This window comes from Fuerstiella marisgermanici, from assembly GCF_001983935.1.
In the GTDB taxonomy this organism is placed as follows: domain Bacteria; phylum Planctomycetota; class Planctomycetia; order Planctomycetales; family Planctomycetaceae; genus Fuerstiella; species Fuerstiella marisgermanici.
Window position 1 is genome coordinate 4,745,383 of record NZ_CP017641.1, and the last position, 25,167, is coordinate 4,770,549.

General features: G+C 56.6%; 23 protein-coding genes. 15 read left to right on the plus strand and 8 right to left on the minus strand.

Translation table 11 applies throughout. The features are described from left to right. Positions 1–369 precede the first annotated feature (369 nt). The 4 genes from Fuma_RS17710 to Fuma_RS17725 all read left to right on the plus strand — a co-directional run bounded on the left by Fuma_RS17710 (position 370) and on the right by Fuma_RS17725 (position 5,776). Complete coding sequence (locus Fuma_RS17710) at positions 370–2,580, plus strand: TolC family protein (RefSeq protein ID WP_077025299.1); 2,211 nt, start codon at positions 370–372, stop codon at positions 2,578–2,580. A gap of 113 nt (positions 2,581–2,693) precedes the next feature. After that, on the plus strand, positions 2,694–3,305 hold the full coding sequence (gene nadD / locus Fuma_RS17715; RefSeq protein WP_077025300.1) for a nicotinate-nucleotide adenylyltransferase: 612 nt from the start codon (positions 2,694–2,696) through the stop codon (positions 3,303–3,305). A gap of 242 nt (positions 3,306–3,547) precedes the next feature. Beyond that, the gene (locus tag Fuma_RS17720; RefSeq protein ID WP_077025301.1) at positions 3,548–4,819 is read left to right on the plus strand and encodes a beta-ketoacyl-[acyl-carrier-protein] synthase family protein; all 1,272 of its coding nucleotides are present in this window, start codon (positions 3,548–3,550) and stop codon (positions 4,817–4,819) included. A gap of 39 nt (positions 4,820–4,858) precedes the next feature. After that, positions 4,859–5,776, plus strand: coding sequence for a TIGR01777 family oxidoreductase (locus tag Fuma_RS17725; RefSeq protein ID WP_077025302.1), 918 nt, complete (start codon positions 4,859–4,861; stop codon positions 5,774–5,776). Between the two features lie 122 nt (positions 5,777–5,898). Here Fuma_RS17725 and Fuma_RS17730 read toward each other — a convergent pair whose 3' ends face one another. The 8 genes from Fuma_RS17730 to Fuma_RS17765 form a co-directional block, all read right to left on the minus strand. Then, positions 5,899–6,525 (minus strand): hypothetical protein, encoded by a 627-nt coding sequence (locus Fuma_RS17730; protein ID WP_077025303.1) that lies wholly within the window; start codon positions 6,523–6,525, stop codon positions 5,899–5,901. A gap of 7 nt (positions 6,526–6,532) precedes the next feature. Next, positions 6,533–7,579: a prenyltransferase/squalene oxidase repeat-containing protein gene (locus Fuma_RS17735; RefSeq protein ID WP_077028382.1), complete on the minus strand. Its 1,047-nt coding sequence runs from the start codon at positions 7,577–7,579 to the stop codon at positions 6,533–6,535. Positions 7,580–7,663: 84 nt separating this feature from the next. After that, the gene (locus Fuma_RS17740; protein ID WP_077025304.1) at positions 7,664–9,043 is read right to left on the minus strand and encodes a Gfo/Idh/MocA family protein; all 1,380 of its coding nucleotides are present in this window, start codon (positions 9,041–9,043) and stop codon (positions 7,664–7,666) included. An 87-nt stretch (positions 9,044–9,130) separates the two neighbouring features. Next, complete coding sequence (locus Fuma_RS17745; RefSeq protein ID WP_077028383.1) at positions 9,131–10,441, minus strand: DegT/DnrJ/EryC1/StrS family aminotransferase; 1,311 nt, start codon at positions 10,439–10,441, stop codon at positions 9,131–9,133. 43 nt (positions 10,442–10,484) lie between these two features. Beyond that, the gene (locus tag Fuma_RS17750; protein ID WP_169929123.1) at positions 10,485–11,264 is read right to left on the minus strand and encodes an amidohydrolase family protein; all 780 of its coding nucleotides are present in this window, start codon (positions 11,262–11,264) and stop codon (positions 10,485–10,487) included. Next, positions 11,261–12,199 carry an amidohydrolase family protein gene (locus Fuma_RS17755; RefSeq protein ID WP_077025306.1) on the minus strand — a complete coding sequence of 313 codons (939 nt, stop codon included), beginning with the start codon at positions 12,197–12,199 and terminating at the stop codon, positions 11,261–11,263. The genes Fuma_RS17750 and Fuma_RS17755 overlap by 4 nt, the downstream gene beginning before the upstream one ends. Before the next feature lie 146 nt (positions 12,200–12,345). After that, positions 12,346–14,949, minus strand: coding sequence for a DUF1588 domain-containing protein (locus tag Fuma_RS17760; protein ID WP_077025307.1), 2,604 nt, complete (start codon positions 14,947–14,949; stop codon positions 12,346–12,348). Beyond that, positions 14,946–16,265 (minus strand): DUF1552 domain-containing protein, encoded by a 1,320-nt coding sequence (locus Fuma_RS17765; protein WP_077025308.1) that lies wholly within the window; start codon positions 16,263–16,265, stop codon positions 14,946–14,948. The genes Fuma_RS17760 and Fuma_RS17765 overlap by 4 nt, the downstream gene beginning before the upstream one ends. Here Fuma_RS17765 and Fuma_RS36440 point away from each other — a divergent pair. The 11 genes from Fuma_RS36440 to can all read left to right on the plus strand — a co-directional run bounded on the left by Fuma_RS36440 (position 16,264) and on the right by can (position 25,088). Beyond that, a complete protein-coding gene (locus tag Fuma_RS36440; protein ID WP_257787775.1) occupies positions 16,264–16,395 on the plus strand; it encodes a hypothetical protein in 132 nt (43 codons plus the stop codon). The two genes, Fuma_RS17765 and Fuma_RS36440, sit on opposite strands and share 2 nt — an antisense overlap. A gap of 449 nt (positions 16,396–16,844) precedes the next feature. Next, complete coding sequence (locus Fuma_RS35335; RefSeq protein WP_158521048.1) at positions 16,845–16,991, plus strand: hypothetical protein; 147 nt, start codon at positions 16,845–16,847, stop codon at positions 16,989–16,991. 48 nt (positions 16,992–17,039) lie between these two features. After that, the gene (gene mbhE / locus Fuma_RS17770; RefSeq protein WP_077025309.1) at positions 17,040–19,463 is read left to right on the plus strand and encodes a hydrogen gas-evolving membrane-bound hydrogenase subunit E; all 2,424 of its coding nucleotides are present in this window, start codon (positions 17,040–17,042) and stop codon (positions 19,461–19,463) included. A 3-nt stretch (positions 19,464–19,466) separates the two neighbouring features. Beyond that, positions 19,467–19,883 (plus strand): Na+/H+ antiporter subunit B, encoded by a 417-nt coding sequence (locus Fuma_RS17775; RefSeq protein ID WP_077025310.1) that lies wholly within the window; start codon positions 19,467–19,469, stop codon positions 19,881–19,883. 3 nt (positions 19,884–19,886) lie between these two features. Continuing rightward, positions 19,887–20,234: a Na+/H+ antiporter subunit C gene (locus tag Fuma_RS17780; protein WP_077025311.1), complete on the plus strand. Its 348-nt coding sequence runs from the start codon at positions 19,887–19,889 to the stop codon at positions 20,232–20,234. After that, complete coding sequence (locus Fuma_RS17785; RefSeq protein ID WP_077025312.1) at positions 20,231–21,745, plus strand: Na+/H+ antiporter subunit D; 1,515 nt, start codon at positions 20,231–20,233, stop codon at positions 21,743–21,745. The genes Fuma_RS17780 and Fuma_RS17785 overlap by 4 nt, the downstream gene beginning before the upstream one ends. After that, the gene (locus Fuma_RS17790) at positions 21,742–22,215 is read left to right on the plus strand and encodes a Na+/H+ antiporter subunit E (RefSeq protein WP_077025313.1); all 474 of its coding nucleotides are present in this window, start codon (positions 21,742–21,744) and stop codon (positions 22,213–22,215) included. Before Fuma_RS17785 ends, Fuma_RS17790 begins: the two co-directional genes overlap by 4 nt. Continuing rightward, on the plus strand, positions 22,212–22,535 hold the full coding sequence (locus tag Fuma_RS17795; RefSeq protein WP_218922192.1) for an MrpF/PhaF family protein: 324 nt from the start codon (positions 22,212–22,214) through the stop codon (positions 22,533–22,535). Before Fuma_RS17790 ends, Fuma_RS17795 begins: the two co-directional genes overlap by 4 nt. Next, positions 22,532–22,870 (plus strand): monovalent cation/H(+) antiporter subunit G, encoded by a 339-nt coding sequence (mnhG, locus tag Fuma_RS17800; protein ID WP_077025314.1) that lies wholly within the window; start codon positions 22,532–22,534, stop codon positions 22,868–22,870. The genes Fuma_RS17795 and mnhG overlap by 4 nt, the downstream gene beginning before the upstream one ends. 28 nt (positions 22,871–22,898) lie before the next feature. Next, entirely contained in the window at positions 22,899–23,843 is a 945-nt protein-coding gene (locus Fuma_RS35340) for a heme-binding protein (RefSeq protein WP_179954419.1), read from the plus strand. A gap of 585 nt (positions 23,844–24,428) precedes the next feature. Continuing rightward, positions 24,429–25,088 (plus strand): carbonate dehydratase, encoded by a 660-nt coding sequence (can, locus tag Fuma_RS17815; protein ID WP_077025317.1) that lies wholly within the window; start codon positions 24,429–24,431, stop codon positions 25,086–25,088. Positions 25,089–25,167: the final 79 nt, after the last annotated feature.

A 25,167-nucleotide genomic window follows, 5' to 3' on the forward strand; every position in this document is an offset into this window, starting at 1 on the left:
GAGCACGGCACGCTTCGTTCCAGAGGAAGTCTAAACCTGTGGCAGGTTCGATCCCAGTATGTAGCGGGAATTTCCCCCAAGGGCGGTCTGTGAACCAGCAGAATCGGCGTGTTAAACCTTAGCGATATAAGCGATTGGTCCAGTTATTCCATTGAAGCAAAGTTTGGCGGTCGATCTGACGATATCGGATATGACGGTTTGTCGTGCCGCGTGCCGGGACGGGGATATAGCCCCGTAAAACGGACAGGTGGCAATGACAGGTCGAGTGGCAACCAGCGGGTGCTGGCTGTCAGGAAGTGTGAACTTTGCAGAGGTTGGCGGAGACTCCGCCGCTGGGGGACAGGTCGAGTGCAGAAGCCGCATACCAGAATGACAGCGATGTTGTTGCTGGCATCCATGCTACTGCAGGGATGCGCGGCCGGTCCGTTTCGCCTTCAGTATTTATGGCCAAACGACGACGGGCTGTCTTACTACGTCGATAAAGCGTCGGCCATCGAATATCCCGTCGAAACATCCGAAGAACCAACTGATCCTCTACTCTTCAACGCGCCGCGAAATATCCGCAGTCCGGAAGAAGCCACTCCACGAGAAATCAAGCTGAACGAATGCATCCGCCTCGCACTGGCAGAATCTGCTGCGATTTTGGATGACGCGTCGTTTGGTTCGCCCGGCAATCCGATTCTGTCGCGCCCCGCACAGGCGGCTTCGATCTTTGATCCGGCCATTCAAAATACGGGCTTCCTGTTTGGTAACCGAGGTGTCGAGGCAGCCCTGGCTGACTTTGACGCTCTGGCCACCACCAGCATTACCTGGGGCCGCGACGAAGTTCCTCAAAACGTCGCCAACAGCGGAATCCTGCCTGGTGGAACACTGACGCAGGAAACAATGTCGTACCAGTCTCGGCTTGAGAAACCTCTGGTGACTGGTGGTACCGTATCGCTCGAACACCAGTTGAACTATGACGGCAACAACCGTACCCCTGGAACTCAGTTATTCCAGTCGTCGTATTCAGGACTGGTTCAGGCTCGCATCAGGCAACCGCTGCTGGCGGGTTCAGGCGTGGAATTCAACCGGATCGCGGGTCCTCAAAACCAGAGTCTTCGCGGTGTCTCCGGCGTTTCTCAGGGTGTCTTGATTTCGCGAATCAACAACGACATTTCGTTGACAAATTTCGAGCAGAATGTCCTGACGTTGGTCCGCGACGTTGAACAACGCTACTGGGATCTGGACCTGGCTTTGCGATTGTATGAATCTGAAAAAGATGCGTTCGATCAACTGGTCGAATACCGCAACTTCCTGAAGAGCCGCAACGAAAGCGGCGTGCCGATTCTGCAGACGGAATCTCAGATCTTCCAGGCAGAAGCTCGTCTGCGAGGTTCGTTAACAGACGTGTTGGGAGCCGAAGCTCGACTCCGCCGTCTATGTCATCTGCCGCTAAACGACGACACCTTCCTGTACCCCGCCGACCCACCAACGGAAGCAGAACTGAATCCGATGTGGGAAGCTTCTCTACAGGAAGCACTGTCTCACCGCGTTGAGCTGCGACGGCAGAAATGGGAAATCAAGAGTCTGGAACTGCAGCTGACAGCGGCCGAAAGCCTGACTCGCCCACGCCTGGACATGGTGTCTCAGTACCGTCGCAACGGACTGGGCAATCGAGCCTACGGCGGCGGCAATACACTGGGCGGCGACATTGGCAGCGGACAAAACGAAGGCTGGGACATTGGCGTTGAATTCTCAGTGCCAATTGGCCTGCGGACGGCTCGCATTCAGCAAAGCAACTATGAAATGCGACTTCGCAAAGCCAAAGCGATGCTGGGCGAACAGGAACGAGAAATCGCGTACGAACTGGCCGAAGCCATGCGAGAAATGCAGCGGTGGTATGAACTCGCCGACAGCACGACTCGCCGGATCAAAAAGTCTGAGGACTATGTCTTCCTGGCTGATCAACAGGTCAAGAACCAGGAATACGGCAGCCCGGAACTGTTCAATCTGTTGCTGCAGGCAAAAATTCAGCACCGAGACGCCGAACAGGCCTACATGCAGAGCATCATTTCGTACAACAAAGCGATCACCGATTTGAAGTTCCGCAAGGGAACGTTGCTGACGGATAACGGCGTCCATCTTGCAGAAGGTAACTGGCATCCAGCCGCCTATCCGATCGCGATGATGCGAGCTGAAGCGAGATCTCAGGCATGGGACGCTCACAAGCTGCAAACGAGCCCGATGGAGTTCGTCGGCCAGGCTGGTGCCAACAGTTGGGAATCACTCGGCAACGAAGCTCGTCCTTCAACGCCAGGAGCCCTCGACGCAGAAAACTTCGACGCGGGACAGGCTGTCTTGCCGGGGCAACCAGTGCCAGAGATTCCACCACCGAACGTGATCCAGCCACAACCGACGCAGCCTCCGACCGGTGGCGATGCACTGCCAGTCCCAGGTAACGATCTGTCCATCCCAATGGACCTGAACCCTCAACCTGTTCCGCCAGCCGGTGATGACCCGATCACGCACCGAACCAATTCACGAGCCGCTCAGCAGGAAGCTCGCTGGCGAGCCGTGGGTGCTGAGAGTCGTCGGTAGGCGCTTCCAGCTGCTCACGTGACGCCGCTTTGTTCGTTCGATAACCTTCCCACGCGAGCCGGATTGTTCCGGCTCTTTTGCGTATTCATGCGTATTCACGGAAGGCGGCGGACATGAGGCTCGGAATCTTCGGCGGGACATTCGATCCCATTCACTACGGACACCTGCTGCTGGCGGAAACGTGCCGCGAAGCACTGGGACTGGATGAAGTCCGTTTCGTGCCCGCCGGAAGCCCGCCGCACAAAACCGATGCAAAAATTACGGACGGGCATGCCCGAGCCGACATGTTGAAGCTGGCGGTGTCCGGGTACCCGGAATACACAATCGATCGGCGAGAATTAAAACGCACCGGCCCGTCGTTCACCGTCGACACGCTGACCGAATTCGCGGCGGAATTACCGGACGCCGAATTGTTCTTTCTGATGGGAGCGGATTCCCTGCGCGACATGCCCGGCTGGCGGGAACCGGAGCGAATCACGGAACTGGCGACGGTGGTAGCCGTCAATCGCCCCGGTTTTCCAGCTCCCGACCAGGCGCAGGTGGTCGATTGGGTCGGAGCAAAAATTGCTTCCGGCATTCGCGTGGTGACAATGCCCGGGGCCGATCTGTCAGCCACAGACCTTCGCAAACGCGCTCAGGAAGGCCGCAGCCTGCGGTTCATGGTCCCGCGAGCCGTCGAAGCGTTTGTCCACGAACACCGGCTCTATGGGGAAAGTCGCCCATAACCGGACCTGCGGCACTTTTTCACCGCTCCGATTATTGCCCAACCCACGGAAACGTCACAAAAACCGGCCGATCCCCGCTTTTTGCGGGCTGGTGAAGTTGCAGGTTCGACGGCGTATGGTGTAGTACACCTGTGAAAACCGGCTGCCGGGCAGCCGACGCTGGCGGGAACGCGTTTTGCCTTTCCGATCGTTGTTTTATTTGTTGTGCGGGCCGGCCCGCAGCAGGACATTCGGTAGACGATATGGAACGTATTTTTGTTTCGGGAATGGGTTTTGCCACGTGTCTGGGCAACGATCGAGACACTTTTTGGAAGAACCTCACGGCTGGCTACTGTGGCTTGGATAAACTCAAGCTGCACGACACGACAGACCTGCCAGTCAACATTGGCGGCGAAGTATCCGACCTGGATCTCAAACGGATTAACGTCAACGATCTGGTCGCGGCCAAAAAGATGGACCGCGCCAGCCAGTTTGCCGTCTACGCCGCTCATGAAGCGCTGGAAGACGCAGGCCTGCCGACCACCGAAAACGGCGATCGTGCTGCCGTGATTATTGGCGCCGGTCTGGCGGGCCTGGAAACCTACGAATTTCAGATGGAACGACTTCTGACCAAGGGGCCTTCCCGAGTCAGCCCGTTCACGATCCCAATGCTGATGCCGAACGCTCCACCGGGCAACATCAGCCTGGCTTTCGGCATTCACGGCACCGCCTACACCACCAGTAGCGCGTGTTCGTCGTCCGGCCACGCTATGATCGATTCGATTGATTATCTGCGCAATGGCAAAGCCGACTTTGTCGTGACCGGTGGAACGGAAGCCTCGCTGACTCGACTTGGCATTGCTTCGTTTTCCAACATGAAGGCGATGTGTCGCAATCGAAACGACGAGCCAAAACAGTCCATGCGGCCGTTCGACGCAGACCGATCCGGCTTCATTATGGCAGAAGGTTCGTCCATTCTGATCTTCGAAACGGAATCGCACCTGCGAAAGAGAGGCGGCAAGGCATGGGCGGAAGTGCTGAGCGGTTCGTCGACAAGCGATTCGTATCACCTTGTGCAACCGGATCCGGGAGGCCGCAAGGCGATCGTCGCCATCAATCAGGCCATTGAGGCGGCCGGCTTAAACCCCGCCGACATCGCCGATGAAACTTACGTGAGCGCTCACGGAACAAGCACGAAGCTTAACGACAACATGGAAACCGTCGCGTTGAAGACGGTGTTCGGTGACGCCGCGAAGAAGCTGCAGATCAGCTCTATCAAGAGCATGCTGGGGCACATGATCGGAGCAGCGTGTGCCGTGGAAATGTCGGCCTGCTGTATGGCATTGACTCACGGATTGCTGCCGCCCACCATCAATAACGAAACGCCGGATCCGGACTGTGATTTGAACTATGTTCCAAACCAGTCGATCCATAAAGATGTCAAGTACGCGGTGAATAACAGCTTCGGTTTCGGCGGGCACAATGTGTCGTTGGTCCTGAAGAAGGTCGATGACCCGGAATTCCAGCGGTCATAATTTGAGTTGAAACGTTCTGGCGAAGGTCTATACAGTGACATGAGCAATTCATCTCAAATTCAAACCGTCGCCATTAGCGGAGCCACCGGAATGGTAGGTTCAGCTCTGGCAGATCGCCTTCGCGAATCCGGCAAGTCTGTGATAGCCATCAGCCGCAGCGACGGCGGCGGCTACGACGACACCATACGGTGGGATCCGGAATCCGGTTTAACCAATCCGAACCGTCTCGAATCCGTGGACGCCATCGTGCACCTGGCCGGTGAAAACATCGCGGCCGGCCGTTGGAACGATTCAGTGAAACGGCGCATCCGCAATAGCCGAGTCAACGGGACTCGCAGCCTTGTGGAATCCATGGCGTCGGTCGAGAAACGCCCCAAGCTGTTTATCTGCGCGTCGGCGATTGGGTACTACGGTGACCGCGGCAGTATGGAACTGCCGGAATCTGCTGAGCCGGGTGAAGGGTTCCTGCCGGACGTCTGCAAAGAATGGGAAGCGGAAGCCGACGCTGCGGCGGAGTTGGGTTGTCGCGTCGTCAACGTTCGCATCGGGATGGTGCTAAGCCCCAAAGGTGGAGCACTCGCCAAAATGCTGCTGCCGTTTAAATTGGGAGCAGGCGGAGTTGTCGGACCGGGCACTCAGTATTGGAGCTGGATTGGCCTGCACGACCTAACGCGAATCATCGCGTTCTGCATCGACAACGAAGAGATGTCCGGCCCGGTCAATGCTGTCAGCCCTCACCCTCCGACAAACCGCGAGTTCACGAAGGATCTTGGCCGAGTCCTGAATCGCCCGACAATTATTCCGATGCCGGCATTCGCCGCGAAACTCGCCCTCGGAGAAATGGCGAAAGCTCTGTTGCTGGCCAGCACCCGTGTGGTTCCGAAGAAGCTTGAAAAGGCTGGCTTTAAATACGACCACCCGGACCTGACCGGTTGTCTGCAGCACGAACTAAGCTGAAGCTTTCGATCTTTACCTACCGGTGGCTTTGGCTCGTTTGACGCGGTTTACGTCCGACAAGAAGCGTTGACCGCAGTCATGCGTCAATGTGAAACGCTGCGGCGCCGCAATTAATCCAGCCGTCAAAACGCCATGGGATAATTGGCCGGCGAATCCTGTTCGACGCCGGGCGGGCCGTCAAAGTGTTCTTCGACGAATCGGTCCCACGAATCGCGCGTCTGCTGCGAAACCAAATCGGCCATGCCGCGTTCGCACTTCTCACACACCATCAGCGGTGTGCGGCTAAGCGGCGTGATTTGAGCCACAATCTCGTCCAGCCTGCACAGTCCCGCCAGCGAATAGCGGTGACAGTCCTTGCGTTCGGTGCCGCAAATCAGGCACTCTTCAATGCAGCGATTCAGTAGCGCCAGACCGTCTTCCGGATCTTCAATCTCGCTGACTTCGATCACCTGAGGCTCTTCGGTGTCTTCCAGCCCGTCTTCCGCGCGTCTGAGAAACTGAGTGCTCATGTATTCGGTGATGTTCTGCTTGGTCTCTTCCGAATACTCCTGCGTCATTCGTTCGCGACAACGCTCGCACATTGCCATCTCGAAGACAGCTTCGCCCCCCACAAACCGCTTCTGGACGACATACACGTTCGATTCCGCCAGCGGCACCTCACAGTCGATGCACTTGAAGAACGGCTCGCCCGAATACGCTGACCAAAACAGCTCAGGAACAGGCGCAAAAAAGATTCCAAAGTGCGACATCGAGACCTCAACGCTGATAGATCGGCAGGTAGCCGTATTCGACCGTTAGTGCCAGAATGGCCATTGACGTGGCGTACGAACTTCCTGCTCCACGTTCACTGCCGTCAATCGGTTTCCAGTACCCCGTCGGATTCTGAATGCTTAAAATGGTATCATACAGGAAAGGGCGAGACGTCTGCCATTCGTCGCCGCCGACTTTGTACATGCCAACCGTGCAGTAATAGGCTCCATAAAAGAAGTAGCTTTCCTGAATGGTTAGTTGGCGAGCCAAAATCAAATTAGCGGCGGCCAGAGTTTCTTCCGTGCGATGTTCACCGCACACTTCCAACGCCACAATGCCGCAGCCGGAACGAGTCACAGTGGCTCCACTTGACCCCATATAGCCAAACCCACCGGTCGTACGAACTCGCAGCCGTTTAATATACTCAATCGCGCGATCAATGTTCTGGCTGGGAATATCGCAGCCAATATCCTTGGCGGCTCGCAACGCCAAAAGCTGCCACGCGGTGACACTTAAATCGGAATCGCCGCTGGTCGGCTGGTACCGCCAGCCCCCATCGTGCTGGCTGCTTTTGGGGTAATTTTGAGCGTCAATAATCAGCTTGACGGCTTTCTCCAACGCTCGTTGGCATTGATCAGCCTGTTCGCCGCTGACCATCCCCGCCACTTCCGCCAACATCAAAGTGGCAATGCCATGACTGTACATCGGCCCGTGGCTGCGGTGCTTGCCGACAAGCAGGCCGTTGCTTTGTTGCTGCGACAAAATCCACGCCACACCTTTGGAAATGTGGCGACCATACGGTCCTTCTTCCGGCACATACCCGGCCGCCAGAAAAGCCATCACCGCCATTGATGTGACAGCCGTCAGGTCGCCATGACTTTCCGACGGCCACGCACCGGACGGTTGCTGCTCTTTTGCCAGCCAGGCCACCGCGCGATTCACACCGGCATCGATCCTTTGCTCGCGTTCGTCGGCGCAGGCCGGTTGGGCGCAGATCGCGAGTGCGATCAACAACAAAGTCAGGCCCAGCCGGTTCGACTCTTTGCGCCTCAATTCAAGCCCCTTCCATTGAGCAAGAAGCCCGGCCTTCTTCCTGACCGGGCTCCTGTGCAATCCGATTTGATGCTCGCAACAAATCTACACTTCGATTTCATAGCCCTTGCGTTGTTCGCGAGCCTGCCACATGGCGGCCGCTTCGTCGCCGACAATCTGTTCCTTTTCCGGATCCCAGTTCAGGGTGCGGTCCAGACGAATTGCGATGTTGGCAAGGTGACACGTTGTCATGGCTCGGTGATGCGTATGCACATCGCTGATCGGTTGAGTTCTGTCGGCCACACATTCGAAGAAGTTACGCATGTGGTCGCCGGGTTCTTTGCCCTTGTACAGCGTCTTCAGCGTTTCTTCCTTCAGTGGTTTGTCCTTCAACCCGTCGACCGCCGCGCCAGTCAGTTTGCCGCGATTGACGAAGATACGACCTTCGGTGCCTTCCAGCATAATGCCGTTGTCAAAGCCCAGATCCTGAGCCTTTTCACGAATGTCCAAAGTCGCTCCATTGGCGAAGGTTGTCTTCACGTGGAACTTTGTGGCTGTGTTGTACTGAGTATCATCCAATGGATGGCCGTCTTTGAATTCGACGGGATGCACGGCCATGATCGGTTCCACCTTTGTGGGACCAGTGTCACACACGTCCAGTGCCCATGACGCAATATCGACGTGGTGAGCGCCCCAGTCGGTCATCTTGCCGCCCGAATATTCGTACCACCAACGGAATTCGTAGTGGCAGCGTGAGTTGCCCCATTTGCCGTTTTCTTTGAAGCGGTACGCCACTTCAGGTGCCTGGCCCAGCCAGAGGTCCCAGTTCAGACCTTTGGGAACGTCGACCTCGGGAATTTCGCCGCTGGTTGGAGCACCACCGATCGCGACCGTGGCCTTCTTCACGTCTCCGATGCGACCTTCGCGGACGAGGGCGACCGCGTGAAGAAACTTCAGCCCCATTTCGCTTCGCTGCTGAGTTCCCACCTGAAACACTCGGCCAGTTTCGTCCAGCACTTTGCGAATCTGCTTACCTTCGTCGATCGTCAACGTCAGCGGCTTTTCACAGTAGACGTCCTTGCCTGCTTTCATCGCTTCGATCGCGATTTTTGTATGCCAGTGATCGGGCGTCACGATGGTGACGATGTCGATGTCATTGCGGTCCAGGACTTTGCGATAGTCTTCATGGACTTCAATATCGTTTTCGACCTGCCGCTTCGCCTGAATGCCCTTAACTCTCTCCTTCGCCTTACCCGCGTGATTGGCGTCGGCATCACACACGGCAACGCAGTCACTGAACTTCAACGCGTTGGGTCCGACGGCTCCCCAGCGACTGCCTGTGCCGATACAGCCCAGGACCGGTCGATCATTGGCGCTGCGAAATGTCGCGGCCCTGGAAGCAGGGGCAAACCACGGGATCACCCCGGCGGTAAGAGCGGCTACGCTGGTGGATTTGACAAACTGGCGGCGAGACGACTGCGTCATTAATGAGCTCCCACTTGGTTGATGAATTGTCGGCGAGCACGATCATACGCTTGCATGCACGCACCGTAAAGCAAGATACCAGCCACCCTATCCTATCTTCACAAGATCACCCGCGCGTTTTCGAATGCCGTCAATGGCTTCGACGATGTGCTCCATTTCCGCTCGCGAGCCCAGTAGTTGCGTCTGAGAAAACCAAATCGCTTCAGCGCAGAGCTTGTCGTTGACGGGGCATTGATTGGCTTCCACCCACTTCGCCATCGTGTCTGCCCCGTAGATTCGTTGGTAGTGCGGATTTTCGGCCAGAGCTTTCACGTGGGGACTATTGTTCAGGGCAGAATAGCCGCCGCTGCAGCGGACACCCGCTTTGGATAATTCCTTCAGAAATCGGCTTCTTGTCAGCCCGGCAAACTGCGTCTGATCGTAACGCATCATGTACAAATGCCACGCACTGCGAGTGCATCCTGGGACGAGGCTTGCCGGCGTAATCCCCGGTATCTGCTTAAACATTTCCGTCAGATAGGCTGCGTTCTCATCGCGTGTCTTCGCGTGCTGTTCCAGACGCACCAACTGCACGGACAACAGTGCAGCCTGAAACTGTGTGAGTCGGTAGTTGGCCCCTCGACCAAAGTCCGCTCCTTTCCGGCGACCGCCTGGCATGTGGAAGTCGAAACACTGATCGGCGAACGCATCGTCATTGGTCAGTACGGCTCCGCCTTCCCCGGATGTCAGGTTCTTACTGGCCTGAAAACTGATACACCCCGCCAGCCCGGAAGTCCCTACGGGCTTACCGTGCAGTTCTGCCAAAGGCGCCTGGCATGCATCTTCAATCACTTTCACACCATGCTGCTTTGCGACCGAATTGATGGCCTCCATATCAGCAGGCGAACCGCCAATATGTACGGGCAGCAGCAGACGTGTGTCGTCCGTGATCGCGGCCGCAATTTTTTTCGGGTCGATCTGAAACGTGGCCGGATCCGTATCAACGAAAACAGGCAGTGCAAAACTGTTGGTGATAACATTGAAGGTGGCAACGAACGTGTACGGCGGCATGATAACCTGTTCGCCAGGGCCGATGTTAAGCGCCCCGAGCGTCGTCATCAGAGCCGTTGTTCCGGAAGAAGTAGCGATGCAGTGTTTCGCCTTCATGCGTTCTGAAAACGCGGCCTCAAAGTCCAGCAGGTGTTTACCGCCACTCGTGCGGCCCCACTTCCCCGAGTTCAAAACGGCCAGCAAAGATTCCTCTTCGCCTTTGTCCCAGATGGGCCACGCGACATTTGCCTTCTTCGCATCAGCCGGACGCGCGGCAGCCGTTGGCATGGATTCACCAACCAGGCCGGTCATGGCACCGGCGGCGGCCGCAGTGCCGAAGAAACCACGGCGAGTAAACGGTGTTGACATCACAAGGGTCCTGTCCGGGTGGTTGATAAAAGGAATACGAAGTTCAAACGTCGACATTCAAGAACGCGGCGGCGTTGCGCCAGGCGATCTTTTCGTAATCGGCCTGTGGCAGAGATTCAAGGTTGGCAAGCTTCACCAGTGACGGGCCAACGTAGTCAAATGGCATGTGCGAACCAAATGCGATCGATTCCACTCCCAGCGTCTCAATCAGCCTGGGGATCGATTTGAACAACACAACGTGCGACCGAGCGAAATCGATCAGACAACGTCCTTTCAGTCCAGCCGCCGCCAGCCGAGTGCCACTCAGCCCTGTCCAGTTGCTTAACAAAAACTTCAGTCGTGGATGCTGTTCGGCGACGGTCGTCAACGTCGCGACGTCCAAATCGTTGGCCACGTCCCAATGATGACGCTGCCGACGATCTTCAAACCGCTGCGTCAGAACGACGGGCAATCCGTATTCCGCAATCTGATTCAAAGCCGCCTTCCCGTCATCATCGGTCAGGCTGTAACCGTGATGTTCGGGCACCAGCGTCACTGCTTTCATCTTCCAGCGAGTCACGCATTCTTCCAGATCATGACGCCAGTCGGCGTACTTTGGGTTCACTGTGGCGACGGGAATGAATCGCGAGCCATGCGGTTGAATCTGTTCCATCAACTCTTCATTGCCGCGATGAGCGTCTCGATAGAAGACTGAATGCAGCGACGACACGACCGCTCGATCGATCCCGCTGGCGTCCATTAGCTCGATCATCTGCTCTGCATTTCGCGCGGCGAGTTTGCGAAATGGGTAGTGGCCGATAAAGGCGTTAACATCGATAATCACGCGGACCTCCGATCCAGAATCTGCTGCAGATTGCGCCAGAAGATGTCTCCACGCTGGGTCGGTGTGAGGTCGGCCGAAAGGATTTTTCCGACGCCGCCTTCCATGGTCGAATCCGTCCCAAACAGAATCCGCTTGTGCCCCAATTCTTGAACGCACATGCCGATCGTGTCACTTTCCAACACACTGCCGCTGGTATCCAGATACACGTTGGGGCAAGCTCGAAGAGCCTTAATCGCCCACTCCCAATCACCGCCACCGTTCACATGAGCCATAATCAGCAGGAGTTCCGGGTAGCGTTCGGACAGCATGCAGAAATCCAGCGAATCCGAAATGTTAGGCTGCGACGCTTTTGTTTTAGCGTCGGTCACATGCCCCGAATGGCCGATGATTGGAATCCTGTGAGCGATGCAGCGTTCGGCGATCGGAAACAGAATCGGATCGGAATACTTAAACTGATTGTAAAGCTTCACGCCGATCATCCCGGCGTCCACACAGCGGTCGATTTCGGCTAACGCGGCGGGGCCGTTGCCCGGCTGAACAAAGCAGAATCCGGCAATGCGGTCCGGGTAACGCTTCATCGCCGCTAAGACCGAATCGTTGGCGTCTCGCACCTTTTCCGTATCCGCCATCACACCGCCAGTGATGGGGCGTGAGCAACACAGCTTTTCGATGCCCAGCGTTTCGGCCGCCTCAACAAGGTCCTCCGCGCCACTCCAATCGGCATCTGGCAGATGCAGCGACTGCCACACGTGTGCATGGACATCGATTTTGCGCATCGATCGCCAATTCTTTGGCAAGCCGACAGTGCCACTTGAAGACGGTGCTTCACGCGGCAGTTTGTCGTCACCCACAAGCGTCGGTGACGAAAACGTCAATCCGCTGGCACCGATGACGCCTCCGATCGACTTCAGAATTTCCCTGCGGTTGGGCTTCATGAATGCAAACTCCTGCCAGATTCAGTTCTGCCGTTCAGTCACGGCACAAATTCGAATCTAGACAGTTGTCTACCATTTAGCAATCCGATGGAACGCGTGTCCGGTTGTGAACGCGACTCGTCCCCAGGTCCAACTGGGGAGGAGTTTCAATTCGAATTCACCTCGGCTGGCAACGACTCACTCCGCGAGCGGTACAGAAACGCGTCGGAGGTGAGGAGTGAGACGAGCAGGGCGTTCATGCTGCCGCCGTTGTCTTTGTAGGCTTTCCACGCTTCCTGCAAGACGGGGGCGTCGTTGAGCGTTTCGTTGCGGCCCATCCAGAAGCGGAAGGCATGACGGACAAAGACCTGTTCGGCTCGCTCGCTTGCGGCCAGCTTACGAATCAGATCGATGGCGTCGGTGACTTTGCCGTCTAAGGTCGCGTCGCCGGAATCAATGATCTCGCCGGATGTGTCGACGGGGTTGTCCAGTTCCGTTTCCCGGTACAAGCCAGCGTGGTTGAACATTTCGAAGGGCAGCCCAAGCGGATCCATCTTCTTGTGACACGTCCAGCAATAATCTTCCCGAGTAACTCGCATACGCTCACGCAGCGTGTTTGTTGGCTCATCCGGCAACATGGCATCGACAGTAATTGGCACGTCTGGAATGCCTCCACCGAGTAACCGTTCGCGAATCCAGCGACCTCGACGAATGGCATGGTTGTCCATGGCATCGGAGTGTGAAACGAGCCAGCTGGGATGAGTGAGAATCCCCAGACGCTCGCCTTCGGGAACCGTCGCCAGAACACGTTCCGGCTTCATCGAACCTCGGCCAAAACTTCGGCGACTCACACGAGCATAGATTTCCGGCCCTGACAAGTCTGCCTGCTTGACGCCATGGTAGATAATCGGTTGTCTCGGCGTGCCTTTCGCGGCCCGTTCCATCGCCGCCAACGCCTTCTTCTTCGCCGCCAGAACCTTCTCCGTCTTCTTCTGATCCCTGGCGTTGAGGTCTTCTTTTAGCGTGGCCTCAAGTTCTGCAATTTCCTGTTCCGCCGCCTTTAGCACGGCAGCGGACTTCTTCGCGGCCTCGGCCTTCTCCTTCCTCTCAGCAGCGATCGATGCTGCCTTTTCTTTTCTTGAGCGTTGCGTGCCGAAGTAGACGTTGTCGGCTTTGGTGGCGACGACCTTGTCGGTTGTCAGCAGCTGGTTAAGGACATCCTTATCGTCCTTCAGAATGAGTTCGATCAGCCGATCGGTGCTTGCCGTCGCGCCGAACATTGCGTTGTAGTGAGCCTGTCCTCTGTTATTGACTCCCGTGGCCGCGAGGGCCCGGCCATCTTTGCAAATGTAGCCGCCAAGGTCGTAGTCGAAGTAGTCGCGAAAAAACCTCAGAATGCGTGGCTTGCGGATGCTTTCGTCCGCCAGCATCCGTTCGACTTCGCGCCGTACGTCGTCACGGGTACGCATTCGGCCTTCGACGATGGCGTGGCGCAACTTATCATCGGGCCGGATGTATCGCAACGCATGATTGACGGCCAAACCCAGTTCCCAATCCTGCAGCATGACTCGACCGTGTTGATCCGGTTGACCGGTTTCGACCAGTTCCGGTCGAAACAGCGCGTCGCGATCGAGGAAGATGGACGATAGTCCCAAAACCGCGCCGTCCTTCTTGCCGAGCTTTTCGATGGATTGCTGAGTGATCCCAACATACGTATCGGACTCAGATTTATTCGGCGGCCGGAATGTTAAAGCTTCGAACAAATAGTCCACCGCTGCACGCAGACGTTCGTCGGTGACGGCGTCTATTTTCATCAGGTCGTAAACCGGCGTCAGCGGACGAACAACTTTGGTGCTGTACACGATGCTGGTGGGCAGGCCACGAATATCGCCCTTCATTTTGTCTGCGATGGATTTCGGATCATCCGTGATCTGATACGGCTGAGCGATGCTGAGCGGGCCTTCCGCCATGTAGCGAATGATGTCGCCAGCAATGCCCATAATCTGAGTCGCTTCGGCGCTGTTGACGGAATAGAAGTCCGGGTAGTTCTCCAGCCCGTGATTGCGAGCTGAGGACAGCACGGCCGGGACACTCTTGACGGACGTCGCATAGGCAACCGTCCCGCCTTTCCACTGGATGATGCGATCGGTGCCGAAGTAGAGTTTGAGTTCCCCGCCGTGGTTTGTGGGAACGACGTCGCCATGAGTACGCAGGCCCGGCTTGTTCGGGTCAAACGCCGGCTCCGTGTTAATTAATTCATTCAGCCGAGTAATGTGCTCCTGCGGAGACACTCGCCAGATTCGAGCCGGAGAGGACGTCGGCTTCAGTTTGACCCCGTCAGGAAGCTGACCGAACAGCAAATTGTGATCGACGAAGTTGCCTTTGTTGGGATCGAGATGATCGTGAAACCCACCTTTGTCACGCATGACGCGAGAAAGTTCTGCGACAATCCAATCAGAAAACTGCAGTCGCTCGATCACGTGCGGCTGCTCCGCGTCCTTCGGCGGCATTTCTTTTAGGCTAACCTGAGCCCACACGCTGCGCCATGTGGCTGCGTTGATTTCATCGATCGGGCCTAAGTCATCAAGCGAAAGATCGCCCGCGGGATCTGTGTCGCTATGACAGTCAATGCAATGAGTCGCCAGAAATGACTTCGCGAATCCGTCAAAGTCTTTTTCAACCGGTTGGCCGGGCGTGTAAGTCTGACCAGTTGCGACGGAAAGAACGCTCAACACAAGCGAGACTGCCAGCGCGAATCTGCCGCGATTCATACCAGCACTTCCTTAAGCGGGCCGGTGCTGTCGTCAAACTTGCCGGCCATTTTTTCGTCCATGTTGAAACGATCACAATTCTGGCCGGCCGCACGCAACAGTGACGTGTACAGCGCGTTGATCGGTCGCTTGCCGTCCAGTTGCGTGAAGCAACCTGTTTTGAAGGCACCGCCCATGTCGCCCAACAGCATGACGGGCCAGTTGGCACCGTTGGTGTGCTGCTTGTCGGCATTGTTGCTGGTGTAGACAATCAACGTATTGTCCATCATGGTGCCGCTTCCTTCAGGCACGCTTTCCAGCTTTTCCATGATCCGGACCAACATGCGGCTGTTGTACTGGCGAATCTTGATCCAGATCGGATTGTCCGGCTGCTCCATGTGACCCAGGTTGTGCCCCTGTTCTTCGATTCCCAGCCCCTTCCACGCACCGAAGATCTCACCACGTCCCGAGCCGATGGTCAGCGTATTGGTGATTCCCGACGTGAGCGACGAGATACCCAGATCAAGCAGGCAATCATGCCAGTCTGTTTCGAACTCCGGCTTGGTGTATCGTTCGTCGACCGCCGGCGCGAACTTCTGCAGATGCTCGGAAACCGTGTCCAAACGCGCGCGGAGACCGTTCACGTCTTTAAAGCCCTGCACGTATTGGCCGTAACGCTGCCGGTCCGACATGGGCAGCGTTCGTCCCTTGGCAGCCGCCAGTTGCTCGATTTTATCCATGACGGTCGATCTAGCTTCATGCTGAAGACGAATGTCGCCCGACGAAATTCCGCCGAACAGCATTTGATAAAGATGATTCGGGTTCGAATGCATAAAGATCGGCTGCCCGGCACCGCTGGCTGAGAGTGTCGCCAGCGTCGGCTTCGTCTTCATGTTCTCAATCGAATCCATGCCGATGCAAAGATGAGGCAACAACGTTTCCGGAAGCACCTTGCTGAGTTCATAGTCAATCGTCGGCGCACTCGGCGGCACACCATCACTCCCGCGATAACCACCCAACGCGCCGAAGAACGCGCTGTGCGACGGACTGGTGTGAAGCCCATGTAAGCCGTTGATGATATGCAGGCGTTCTTTGTAAGGTTCGAGTGCACTAATCGGCTCAGGAAGTTTGGATTTCGCCAGCGAGCCACTGGTGTTCATTCCTTCGGGAATACAGGTCTTCGGGTCAAAGCCCTGGTTCTGCATGAAGAACACAATCCGCTTGGGAGTCGCGCTGCTTATCGGCGATGCCAGCAGACGTTGAGGGAACAGCGAAGAAGTGACGGCGGCACCGGTACCGGCGGCGATTCCCTGCAGCATTGTTCGACGGTTGAGCATGATGATCTTTCAGGATGACTTCTACATTTTCGGGCGTCAGTTTTGGAAACTGGCCCTCTCGAAACAAGACTTCGCCGCTCGACATTATGACATCTCGCCGTTTCTGGTCGAAGTGAATTTCAACGGATAGATGGCACCAAACTCAAGTATGAGGCGATTATTGCCGGAAGTAAGGCTAAGAACCTGCTCACCAACCGCATTCTTCGAAGGTGACCGAGGGGTGGGCCGAGCCGATGTAGAAACCCTTGCGTTCACAAGCGGTCGACGCAGGGAAATTGGAACCGGGGACTGCAGAGGCTAAAATTTCAAGGGGTGGCAAACACTTGCCGCACCACAGTCGCCAAGGCGCGCTGGTAGTGCATGTCCCCACGGGAACGGCCAAAGCATCCTTGTTTCGCGGCGCTGTATGTCGCCCGGTGTTGACATTGTCATCCCCCCTTAACGGCGGCAGCTCACAGCCGCACAGCAAATCGTTGACAAATCGCTGACGACGACAGTACGGCACGCGGATTGCGTTGTTGACCTGTGTGTCTCATTTTCGCCTTGCGTGGAAATTTTCGAACACGGGAGCAACCAGTCATGTCAACACTTTACCCCACAACCAACGACCACAAGTCGTTTGACGGTCGGCACAAATGTGACGACTATACGCCGCGCGAAAATCTGCTCGGTCGACTGCTGCTGCTGGCGGTGATCCTGCTTGCGATTTTGCTGAGTTCCATTTAGAAGATTGAAGGCGTCTGGTGACGCCCTTCTTTGTCCCAGACGGTCTTTATGCATCTTTGGTTACTGGCAATTCTGTTGGCCGCGATGGCCGCTCCATGGCTGAATCGATGGGCGGGATCCCACGCGGGCTGGCTGCTGGCCTTCGTCCCGGCTGGCGTATTCGCGGCGCTGTTGAATAACCTCACACCCGTCGCTAACGGCGACGTCCTGGCCGCGTCGTGGGACTGGGTTCCGCAGTTGCATCTGGTGTTGTCGCTGCGGCTGGATGGACTCAGCCTGCTGTTCGCATTGCTGATCACCGGTATCGGCTCGGTCATCCTGACGTACGCCGGCGCGTATCTGAAGGGCGACGATCGACTTGGTCTGCTGCTGATGTTTCTGCTGCTGTTCATGGGCAGCATGCTGGGCTTGGTGCTGGCCGACAACCTGCTGACACTGTTCATCTTCTGGGAACTGACCAGCATCACGTCGTACCTGCTGATCGGATTCAACAACGAGAACCCGGTATCGCGAGCGTCCGCACTACAAGCATTGCTGGTTACGGGCGGCGGCGGATTGGCGTTGTTGCCTGGCTTGCTGCTGCTGGGAGTTGCCGGTCAGACGTTTGAAATTTCGTTGCTGGCCGAACAGGCGGACGTCGTTCGACAGCATGCGTTCTACCTGCCCGCACTGCTGCTGATTCTGGTCGGAGCGTTCACGAAGTCGGCTCAATTCCCCTTCCACTTCTGGCTGCCCGACGCCATGGCGGCGCCCACGCCAATCAGCGCCTATTTGCATTCTGCGACGATGGTCAAGGCGGGAGTGTACCTGCTGGCCCGACTGCATCCTGTGATGGGAGGAACCTCTGAATGGTTCTGGCTAATCGCGTCAGTCGGCGGAATCACCACGATGCTGGGAGCCGTCCTGGCGTTGCGAGCTGTCGACCTGAAACAGATTCTTGCCTACGCCACCATCAGCGTTTTGGGCACGTTGACCATGCTGCTGGGCATCGGCACAGAAGCCACCATCACCGCGGCTCTGGCAATGCTGGTCGCTCACGCATTGTACAAGGGCGGCCTGTTTATGGTGGCCGGAGCGATCGATCACGCCGTGCACGAGCGAGACGTTCGCCAACTGGGCGGGCTGCGTGCCGTGATGCCAATGACGTTGGCGGCGGCCGCACTGGGCGGATTATCGATGGTCGCTGTGTTGCCTATGTTTGGCTTTGTGGCGAAGGAGCTGTATTACGAATCAGTCGGCGGTGGATTTTTTCTGATCGCATTCGTATCTAACGTGCTGCTGTTTGTGGCGGCCGGTCTGGTGTGCCTGAAGCCGTTTTTCGGAACACGAACGCCGATCACGCAGAAGGCTCATGAAGGCAGCCTCGCCATGTGGGGCGGCCCGCTGGTGTTGGGACTGGCGAGTCTATCGTTGGGCTTGTGGCCGTCAGCGCTGGAAGGACTTCTGGCTGCAGGCAGCGGCACAATTGCAGGCAGTCCCATTTCACTGCACCTGGCATTGTGGCATGGCTTCAATTCGACGTTGATCCTGTCGCTGTTGACGCTGGCAGCAGGCGGTGCCCTGTATTGGCGTCGTAGACGGTTGAACTGGCTGGTCGTCAGCGCAGACGCTGGACCTGCCAACACTGAAGAAACAACAGCAGCGCCCAGCCAGATTGATGAGGGGACGAATGGTTCAAACACCGCAACGTGGAAACGATTCGCCAATTCCGGCCTGCAGATCATGGCCCCTTCCGCTTGTTATCGCTGGCTGCTGAAAACAACAAACGACGTTGCGAGATGGCAAACGTCGGTCCTGCAAAACGGCTATCTCAGCATCTATCTGTTGACGATGATCGCGGCCACGGTGTTTAGCGTCTGGCTGGCGATTCGCGGGGAATCTCTTTCGCAAATCGGATCGTTTGGATGGGACGTGCGCGTTCATGAAGGGTTATTGATCGCACTCATTTTGGTCGCGGCAGTCGTCGCGGTACGAGCGACTACGTGGTTGCTGGCGGTCGGATCACTGGGAGTTGTCGGATACTGCGTAGCAGGTTTGTTTGTGTTGTTTGGTGCTCCAGACCTGGCGATGACTCAGTTCGTCATCGAAACGCTGACCGTGATTTTGTTTGTGATGGCGTTTTCGCGGCTGCCCGATTTTCGTCGACTGTCGGCCAGAAAAACGCGATGGCGAGATGCACTCGTTGCTGCAACGGCCGGAGGAACGATCACAGTGTTGCTGTTGTTTGCAATGACAGTGCGATCCGACCATCCGATCTCGACGTTCTATGCAGATCACAGCGTCGAAGAGGCTCACGGACGCAACCTGGTAAACGTGATCCTGGTCGACTTTCGAGCTCTGGACACGCTTGGCGAAATCACAGTGCTGTCCATCGCCGCGATCGGCGTGTATTCGCTGCTGACTCTGCGGCCGTCCGGCGCATCTCAGATGGCAACCGGAGCCAGCCCGGACCCGGATCAGGAAAGCTCGTAACTCATGGACACCTTAATTCTAAAAACAGCAACTCGGTTCCTATTGCCGATTCTGCTTTTGTTTTCCGTGTTCTTATTTCTGCGCGGACACAACGAACCAGGAGGCGGCTTCGTCGGCGGCCTCATGACAACGGGTGCGGTCGCGTTGTACGCGATGGCAAATGGAGTGGCAGAAGCTCGCCAGGTGTTGCGAGTCTCACCGCGCATACTGATCGGCACGGGCCTGTTGCTGGGCCTGACCAGCGGTCTGCTACCGGTGCTGGCGGGACGCAGTTTTCTGACCGGCATGTGGGGCGAAGCCCATGTGCCCGGATTTGGCCACGTTCACCTGGGCACGCCCTTGTTGTTCGATTTGAGCGTCTATAGCGTCGTCACCGGTGTGACGCTGGTGTTTGTGTTTACGTTGTTGGAGGAATCGTAGGCCTTGGATATTTTACTCGCCATCACCGTCGGCGGTCTTTACGCCACCGGCATCTACATGATGCTAAGGCGGAGTGTTGTGAAGCTGTTAATCGGCCTGGGCTTGTTAAGCCACGCTGCCAACCTGCTGATCTTCACAGCGGGCGGGGTTGTGCGCGGACGCCCGCCCGTGGTCCCCAAAGGGGAACTGCACCCGCTGAAAATCGTCGCCGACCCGTTGCCTCAGGCGCTGATTCTCACCGCGATCGTAATCAGCTTCGCCGTGCTCGCGTTTGCTCTTGTGCTGATCTATCGCACCTATCAAACCGTTGATACGGATGACCTGCACGAATTGAAAGCCACCGACCGATGAGCAATCTGCTGGTGCTTCCGATCGCGATTCCGCTGGCAACGATGGCCGTATTGGTGTTGTTCTGGAAGTCATTGCGCGTACAAAAAACTTTGGGCGTGATCGGTACATTCGTGATGCTGGCAGCGGCCATCACGTTGTTGATCACAGTCCGTCGCGATGGCATTCTGGTGCTGAACGTCGGAAGCTGGCCCGCACCGTTTGGAATCACTCTGGTCGCAGACCTGCTTAGCTGCATCATGGTTCTGCTAGCCAGCGTAATGGCCGTTGCGGTATCGATCTACTCGCTCACGGGCATCGATGACGCTCGCGTCGACTTCGGCTTTTACCCGCTGCTTCACCTGCTGCTGATGGGCGTTTGCGGCGCATTCCTCACAGGCGACATCTTCAACTTGTATGTGTGGTTCGAAGTCATGCTGATCGCGTCGTTCGTGCTGCTGTCGCTGGGCGGCGAACAGGGGCAGCTGGAAGGTGCGATCAAATACGTCACGCTGAACCTAATCTCGTCAGCCGTCTTTCTGGCCGCGATCGGTGTGCTTTACGCTGCGACTGGCACGTTAAACATGGCCGACCTGGCAGTAAAACTTCGCAACTTTCACGACGCGGATATTGTCAATGTGTTGGCCATGCTGTTCCTGATTGCATTCGGAACAAAAGCCGCCGTGTTCCCACTCTTCTTCTGGCTGCCAGCGTCGTACCACACTCCACCAGTCGCCGTGTCTGCGATTTTTGCAGGACTGCTGACCAAGGTTGGCGTCTATGCGTTGATCCGAGTGTTCACGCTGTTGTTTGTCTCAGACACTGAGTTCACGCATTCGCTGTTACTGATCATCGCGGGCCTCACGATGGTGACGGGTGTCCTTGGAGCGATGGCGCAAAACGAAATCCGCCGCATCCTGTCGTTTCATATCGTTAGCCAGATCGGCTACATGCTGATGGGCCTGGCCGTCTTCACGCCACTGGCTCTGGCTGGATCCGTGTTCTACATCATTCATCATATCGTCGTAAAAACGAACCTGTTTTTGATCGGCGGAATCGTAGAACAGCGTTTCGGGACGGGGAAACTGAAGGAAATCGGTGGCCTTCTGCTTAGCGCGCCACTATTGGCAGCTCTGTTCTTTGTGTCGGCAATGTCACTGGCTGGAATTCCGCCGCTGTCCGGCTTCTTCGCCAAGCTAACGCTGATTACGGCCGCCCTGCAGGCCGAACAATATGCGATCGTTGTCACAGCACTGGCAGTCAGCCTGTTGACTCTGTTTTCAATGACCAAGATCTGGTCAGAAGCATTTTGGAAGGCGGCTCCACTCAATGGCTCGACCGACCAACCGAAGCCACAAGCGTTAACTCGAAAAGCAAACAGCCTTCTGTTCGCGCCCGCCATGGTGCTCGTCACGATCACGGTGGGCATCGGCATCATGGCTGGTCCGGTGATGGATCTGTCCATAGCTGCTGCCGAGCAACTGTTGAATCCGGATCTGTACATTCACGCGGTGCTGGGGGAGAAACGTTCATGAATCGATTTCTATCGAATGTGTTTCTCGCTTTTGTCTGGGCGCTGGCTGGAGGTCAGATTTCGCTCACCAGTTTGACGGTGGGTTTCGTGCTGGGCTACCTGGTTCTGTGGGTCGCTCAACCCGTCATGCCAGAGACTCGCTACTTTCGTCGACTGCCGGCCGCCATACGGTTTGCGGGCTATTTCCTGTGGCAATTATTGCTGTCGAACCTGCGAGTCGCCTACGACGTGGTGACTCCGCATCTGTATATGAAACCGGGAATTGTGGCGGTTCCGCTGGACGCTAAAACGGATCAGGAAATCACATTGCTGGCAAATCTGATCACACTCACACCGGGGACGCTTAGTTTGGATGTATCTGAAGATCGCCGCGTCCTGTACGTGCACGCGATGTTTGTCGACGATGCGGACAGCGTTCGTGACAGCATCAAGAACGGCTTCGAACGTCGTCTGCTGGAGCTAATGCGATGACGAATCTTCCTGCGGCGACAATTCTTTTTGAACCTATCTTTGCCTCAACAAAAATGGTGGCTCTCACAACACAAATCGTATTGGCTGTGCTGGTGTTCTCCCTGGCTTTGGCCTTCCTGCGACTGGTGATAGGCCCTTCACTGCCCGATCGCGTCGTCGCACTGGACTTAATTGCGACGCTTCTGGTCGGCCTCATCGCAGTCAGCGCGATCGAAACGGGTGACGTTATTTTTCTGCGAGTCGCAATGGTGGTGGCGTTGTTCAATTTCATCGGCACGATCGGGTTTTCGTGGTACCTGCAGCAGGAGCGTCAAAAATGACAGATGCGATCACTGTCTTTTTGCTGATTACCGGCACGGCGTTCGCGCTGTTGTCGGCTGTTGCTGTGGTGCGAATGCCGGACCTGTACACTCGCATGCACGGTGCAACGAAGAGCGCCACTTTGGGCGTTGGCTGCACGATTCTTGCCGCCGCAATCCAGTTTGCAGACATGGAAACGGCGACAGCCGCCGTCCTGATTGTGGGCTTCCTGTTTATGACCGCTCCCGTCGCCGCTCACATGATCGGTCGAGCGGCCTACCGTAAGCACGTCTCGCAATGGACGGGAACGATCATTGATGAATCTCCGGCGCGACATGATGCGGCAGACGAATAAAGTTTTCAGATTCAGATTGGGAATGGAAATGAATCAGACGCCCCCTCGCCCGGCACATGCGCTTCGACTAGCCGTCGCTGCGATGATCGTCACGTCCGTTGCTGCGGCAAACGCACAGCAGCCACGCTCGGCAACGACTGAACCGTTGATCCATCGAAATCGAATCCAACTTACGCTGGCAGGAGCTGAAAAAGCACTCGCTGCAGCTAAGCTGAAGGCGCACGAAATGGGCGTGAAGGTGAACATCGCCGTGGTCGACGACGGTGGTCACTTGCTTACCTTCGCACGAATGGAAGGAGCTCGTCCGGCCAGCATTTATACGTCCATCACAAAAGCCACGGCGGCCGCCACCAAGCGAGGTGCCACGGGACCGCTGCCCAATGCGGACGCGATGGATACGCACTTGAGTCTGGCGGTCGAACGCGCGGCTGAAGTCAGCGGAGGCAAGTTCACGACACTGAAAGGTGGCGTCCCAATTGTGATTGAAGGACAAGTCATCGGTGCCATCGGCGTCGGGGGCGCGAAGGGTGAAGAAGACGCCGAAGTCGCCAGTGCGGGCGTTGAAGCACTTGCCAAGCTGATTAAAGATCCAGCTACCTCTGACAATGATTCCCCCAACCCGCTCACTATTGAAGCGTTGGTTGGAACCTGGCGAGTCGCAGACATCGCGGGTGGCGGCGTGACCGATACAACGATTCGCTTTGCACAGAACGGAGACGTTTTCGGAAGCACTGGCGTCAACCGCTACACGGCCAAAGTCAACATCGACGGCCCCAAACTGGGACTGCAAATGGGCCTCGCCACAACGCGAGCCGCCGGATCACCGGCACTGATGGAACAGGAAGCGAAGTTCCTGTCCGCCCTGAAGAAAGTCACCCGCTGGCAGTTAGACGAAAGCGGCCTGTTACTGTTGCAGGACGATAACGGAACAACCCAGTTGCGATGCTCGCGCACCGCGCCCAGCAAGGACTGATGCAGGCGGTCGCACTCTTACGTTTGTTTGGGGCTACTGCAGAGCCAACAATCCCTGGAACGCAGCAGGAAGAGTGCCGTGAACTGTATCGAGGCAATGTGATCGAAGCCTTATTCGCCTCAACGTGTTGGGCGACAGGTCCGTGTCGACGCCATTCAACCAGAAAAGCCACCGGACGCGTAGGCAGCCATCGCGCCCGCAATGACAATCGCCGCTGTGGCACTCGCACAGACAAGCAAACGCCGCTTGGACGTCGAACCTGGCAAAACTCGGATCGTTTCGCCACATTCGGTGCATTCGCTCTTCAAAGGTTTGTTCGTCCGAAAAAAAGTCTTCGCCCGACAATTGGGACACTTGACTATCACACGCGGCGTCACGATAAGGACTTTCCTTGAAAACAACACGCGCTTTGGCCCGCGCAATAACCAGAGGTCCGAGTAACCGGTTGCCTCCCGTAGCTGGCATCGTAAACTGATTCCGCAGAAGCTCAATCAATACGGGGGAATTCCCCCAACACATTTCAATAGTTGAAGCGTAACTGCTACGTAGTGGCCAGCGCGACATCACTCACGGAGACCGGAAGACATGCGACTACTGTCCGACTTATTCGAACGCAACACCGCGTGGGCCGACGGCGTAGTCGAGTCCGATCCCGACTTCTTTAACCGCCTTTCCACTTTGCAGTCACCCGACTACCTGTGGATCGGCTGTTCCGACAGTCGAGTGCCAGCCAACCAAATCGTGGGCCTGAATCCTGGCGACGTGTTCGTGCATCGCAACGTTGCCAACCTGGTTGTGCATACCGACCTGAACTGCCTGTCGGTCATGCAATACGCGGTCGAAGCGCTACGAGTAAAACATATCATCGTCTGCGGCCACTACGGTTGCGGCGGGGTCGGAGCGGCAATGGCGGGCAAAGAACTGGGCCTGATCGACAACTGGCTAAGGCACATCCAGGACATTCAGAGCATTCATGCCGACCGCCTGATGACCATCGAAGACATGACCGCACGCGCAAACCGGTTGTGCGAGCTGAATGTTATTGAGCAGGTATCAAACGTTTGCCGCACTACGATCGTCCGCGATGCGTGGCGTCGGGGTCAGTCACTATCTGTGCACGGCTGGATTTATGCACTAACCGACGGCAAGTTGAAGGACCTGAATATGTGCGTCAATTCACAGGATGAACTACAGGACGCCTACGCCACAACACTGACGCAAGGCGACTTCAGCGCTAAGGCCTGAAGTGTTCGCCAGGAGCCACTTCCTGCAGCCGCGCGTTGCGATGCGCGCGGTCCATGCGTGAAAAACGCTGTCCGTTCCC

Bases quoted from the DNA above. Each gene is read 5' to 3' on its own strand.
- Fuma_RS17710 (WP_077025299.1), top strand. From the start codon at position 370: ATGACAGCGATGTTGTTGCTGGCATCCATGCTACTGCAGGGATGCGCG.
- nadD (WP_077025300.1), top strand. From the start codon at position 2,694: ATGAGGCTCGGAATCTTCGGCGGGACATTCGATCCCATTCACTACGGA.
- Fuma_RS17720 (WP_077025301.1), top strand. From the start codon at position 3,548: ATGGAACGTATTTTTGTTTCGGGAATGGGTTTTGCCACGTGTCTGGGC.
- Fuma_RS17725 (WP_077025302.1), top strand. From the start codon at position 4,859: ATGAGCAATTCATCTCAAATTCAAACCGTCGCCATTAGCGGAGCCACC.
- Fuma_RS17730 (WP_077025303.1), bottom strand. From the start codon at position 6,525: ATGTCGCACTTTGGAATCTTTTTTGCGCCTGTTCCTGAGCTGTTTTGG.
- Fuma_RS17740 (WP_077025304.1), bottom strand. From the start codon at position 9,043: ATGACGCAGTCGTCTCGCCGCCAGTTTGTCAAATCCACCAGCGTAGCC.
- Fuma_RS17745 (WP_077028383.1), bottom strand. From the start codon at position 10,441: ATGTCAACACCGTTTACTCGCCGTGGTTTCTTCGGCACTGCGGCCGCC.
- Fuma_RS17755 (WP_077025306.1), bottom strand. From the start codon at position 12,199: ATGAAGCCCAACCGCAGGGAAATTCTGAAGTCGATCGGAGGCGTCATC.
- Fuma_RS17760 (WP_077025307.1), bottom strand. From the start codon at position 14,949: ATGAATCGCGGCAGATTCGCGCTGGCAGTCTCGCTTGTGTTGAGCGTT.
- Fuma_RS36440 (WP_257787775.1), top strand. From the start codon at position 16,264: ATGATGATCTTTCAGGATGACTTCTACATTTTCGGGCGTCAGTTTTGG.
- Fuma_RS17765 (WP_077025308.1), bottom strand. From the start codon at position 16,265: ATGCTCAACCGTCGAACAATGCTGCAGGGAATCGCCGCCGGTACCGGT.
- Fuma_RS35335 (WP_158521048.1), top strand. From the start codon at position 16,845: ATGTCAACACTTTACCCCACAACCAACGACCACAAGTCGTTTGACGGT.
- mbhE (WP_077025309.1), top strand. From the start codon at position 17,040: ATGCATCTTTGGTTACTGGCAATTCTGTTGGCCGCGATGGCCGCTCCA.
- Fuma_RS17775 (WP_077025310.1), top strand. From the start codon at position 19,467: ATGGACACCTTAATTCTAAAAACAGCAACTCGGTTCCTATTGCCGATT.
- Fuma_RS17785 (WP_077025312.1), top strand. From the start codon at position 20,231: ATGAGCAATCTGCTGGTGCTTCCGATCGCGATTCCGCTGGCAACGATG.
- Fuma_RS17790 (WP_077025313.1), top strand. From the start codon at position 21,742: ATGAATCGATTTCTATCGAATGTGTTTCTCGCTTTTGTCTGGGCGCTG.
- Fuma_RS17795 (WP_218922192.1), top strand. From the start codon at position 22,212: ATGACGAATCTTCCTGCGGCGACAATTCTTTTTGAACCTATCTTTGCC.
- mnhG (WP_077025314.1), top strand. From the start codon at position 22,532: ATGACAGATGCGATCACTGTCTTTTTGCTGATTACCGGCACGGCGTTC.
- Fuma_RS35340 (WP_179954419.1), top strand. From the start codon at position 22,899: ATGAATCAGACGCCCCCTCGCCCGGCACATGCGCTTCGACTAGCCGTC.
- can (WP_077025317.1), top strand. From the start codon at position 24,429: ATGCGACTACTGTCCGACTTATTCGAACGCAACACCGCGTGGGCCGAC.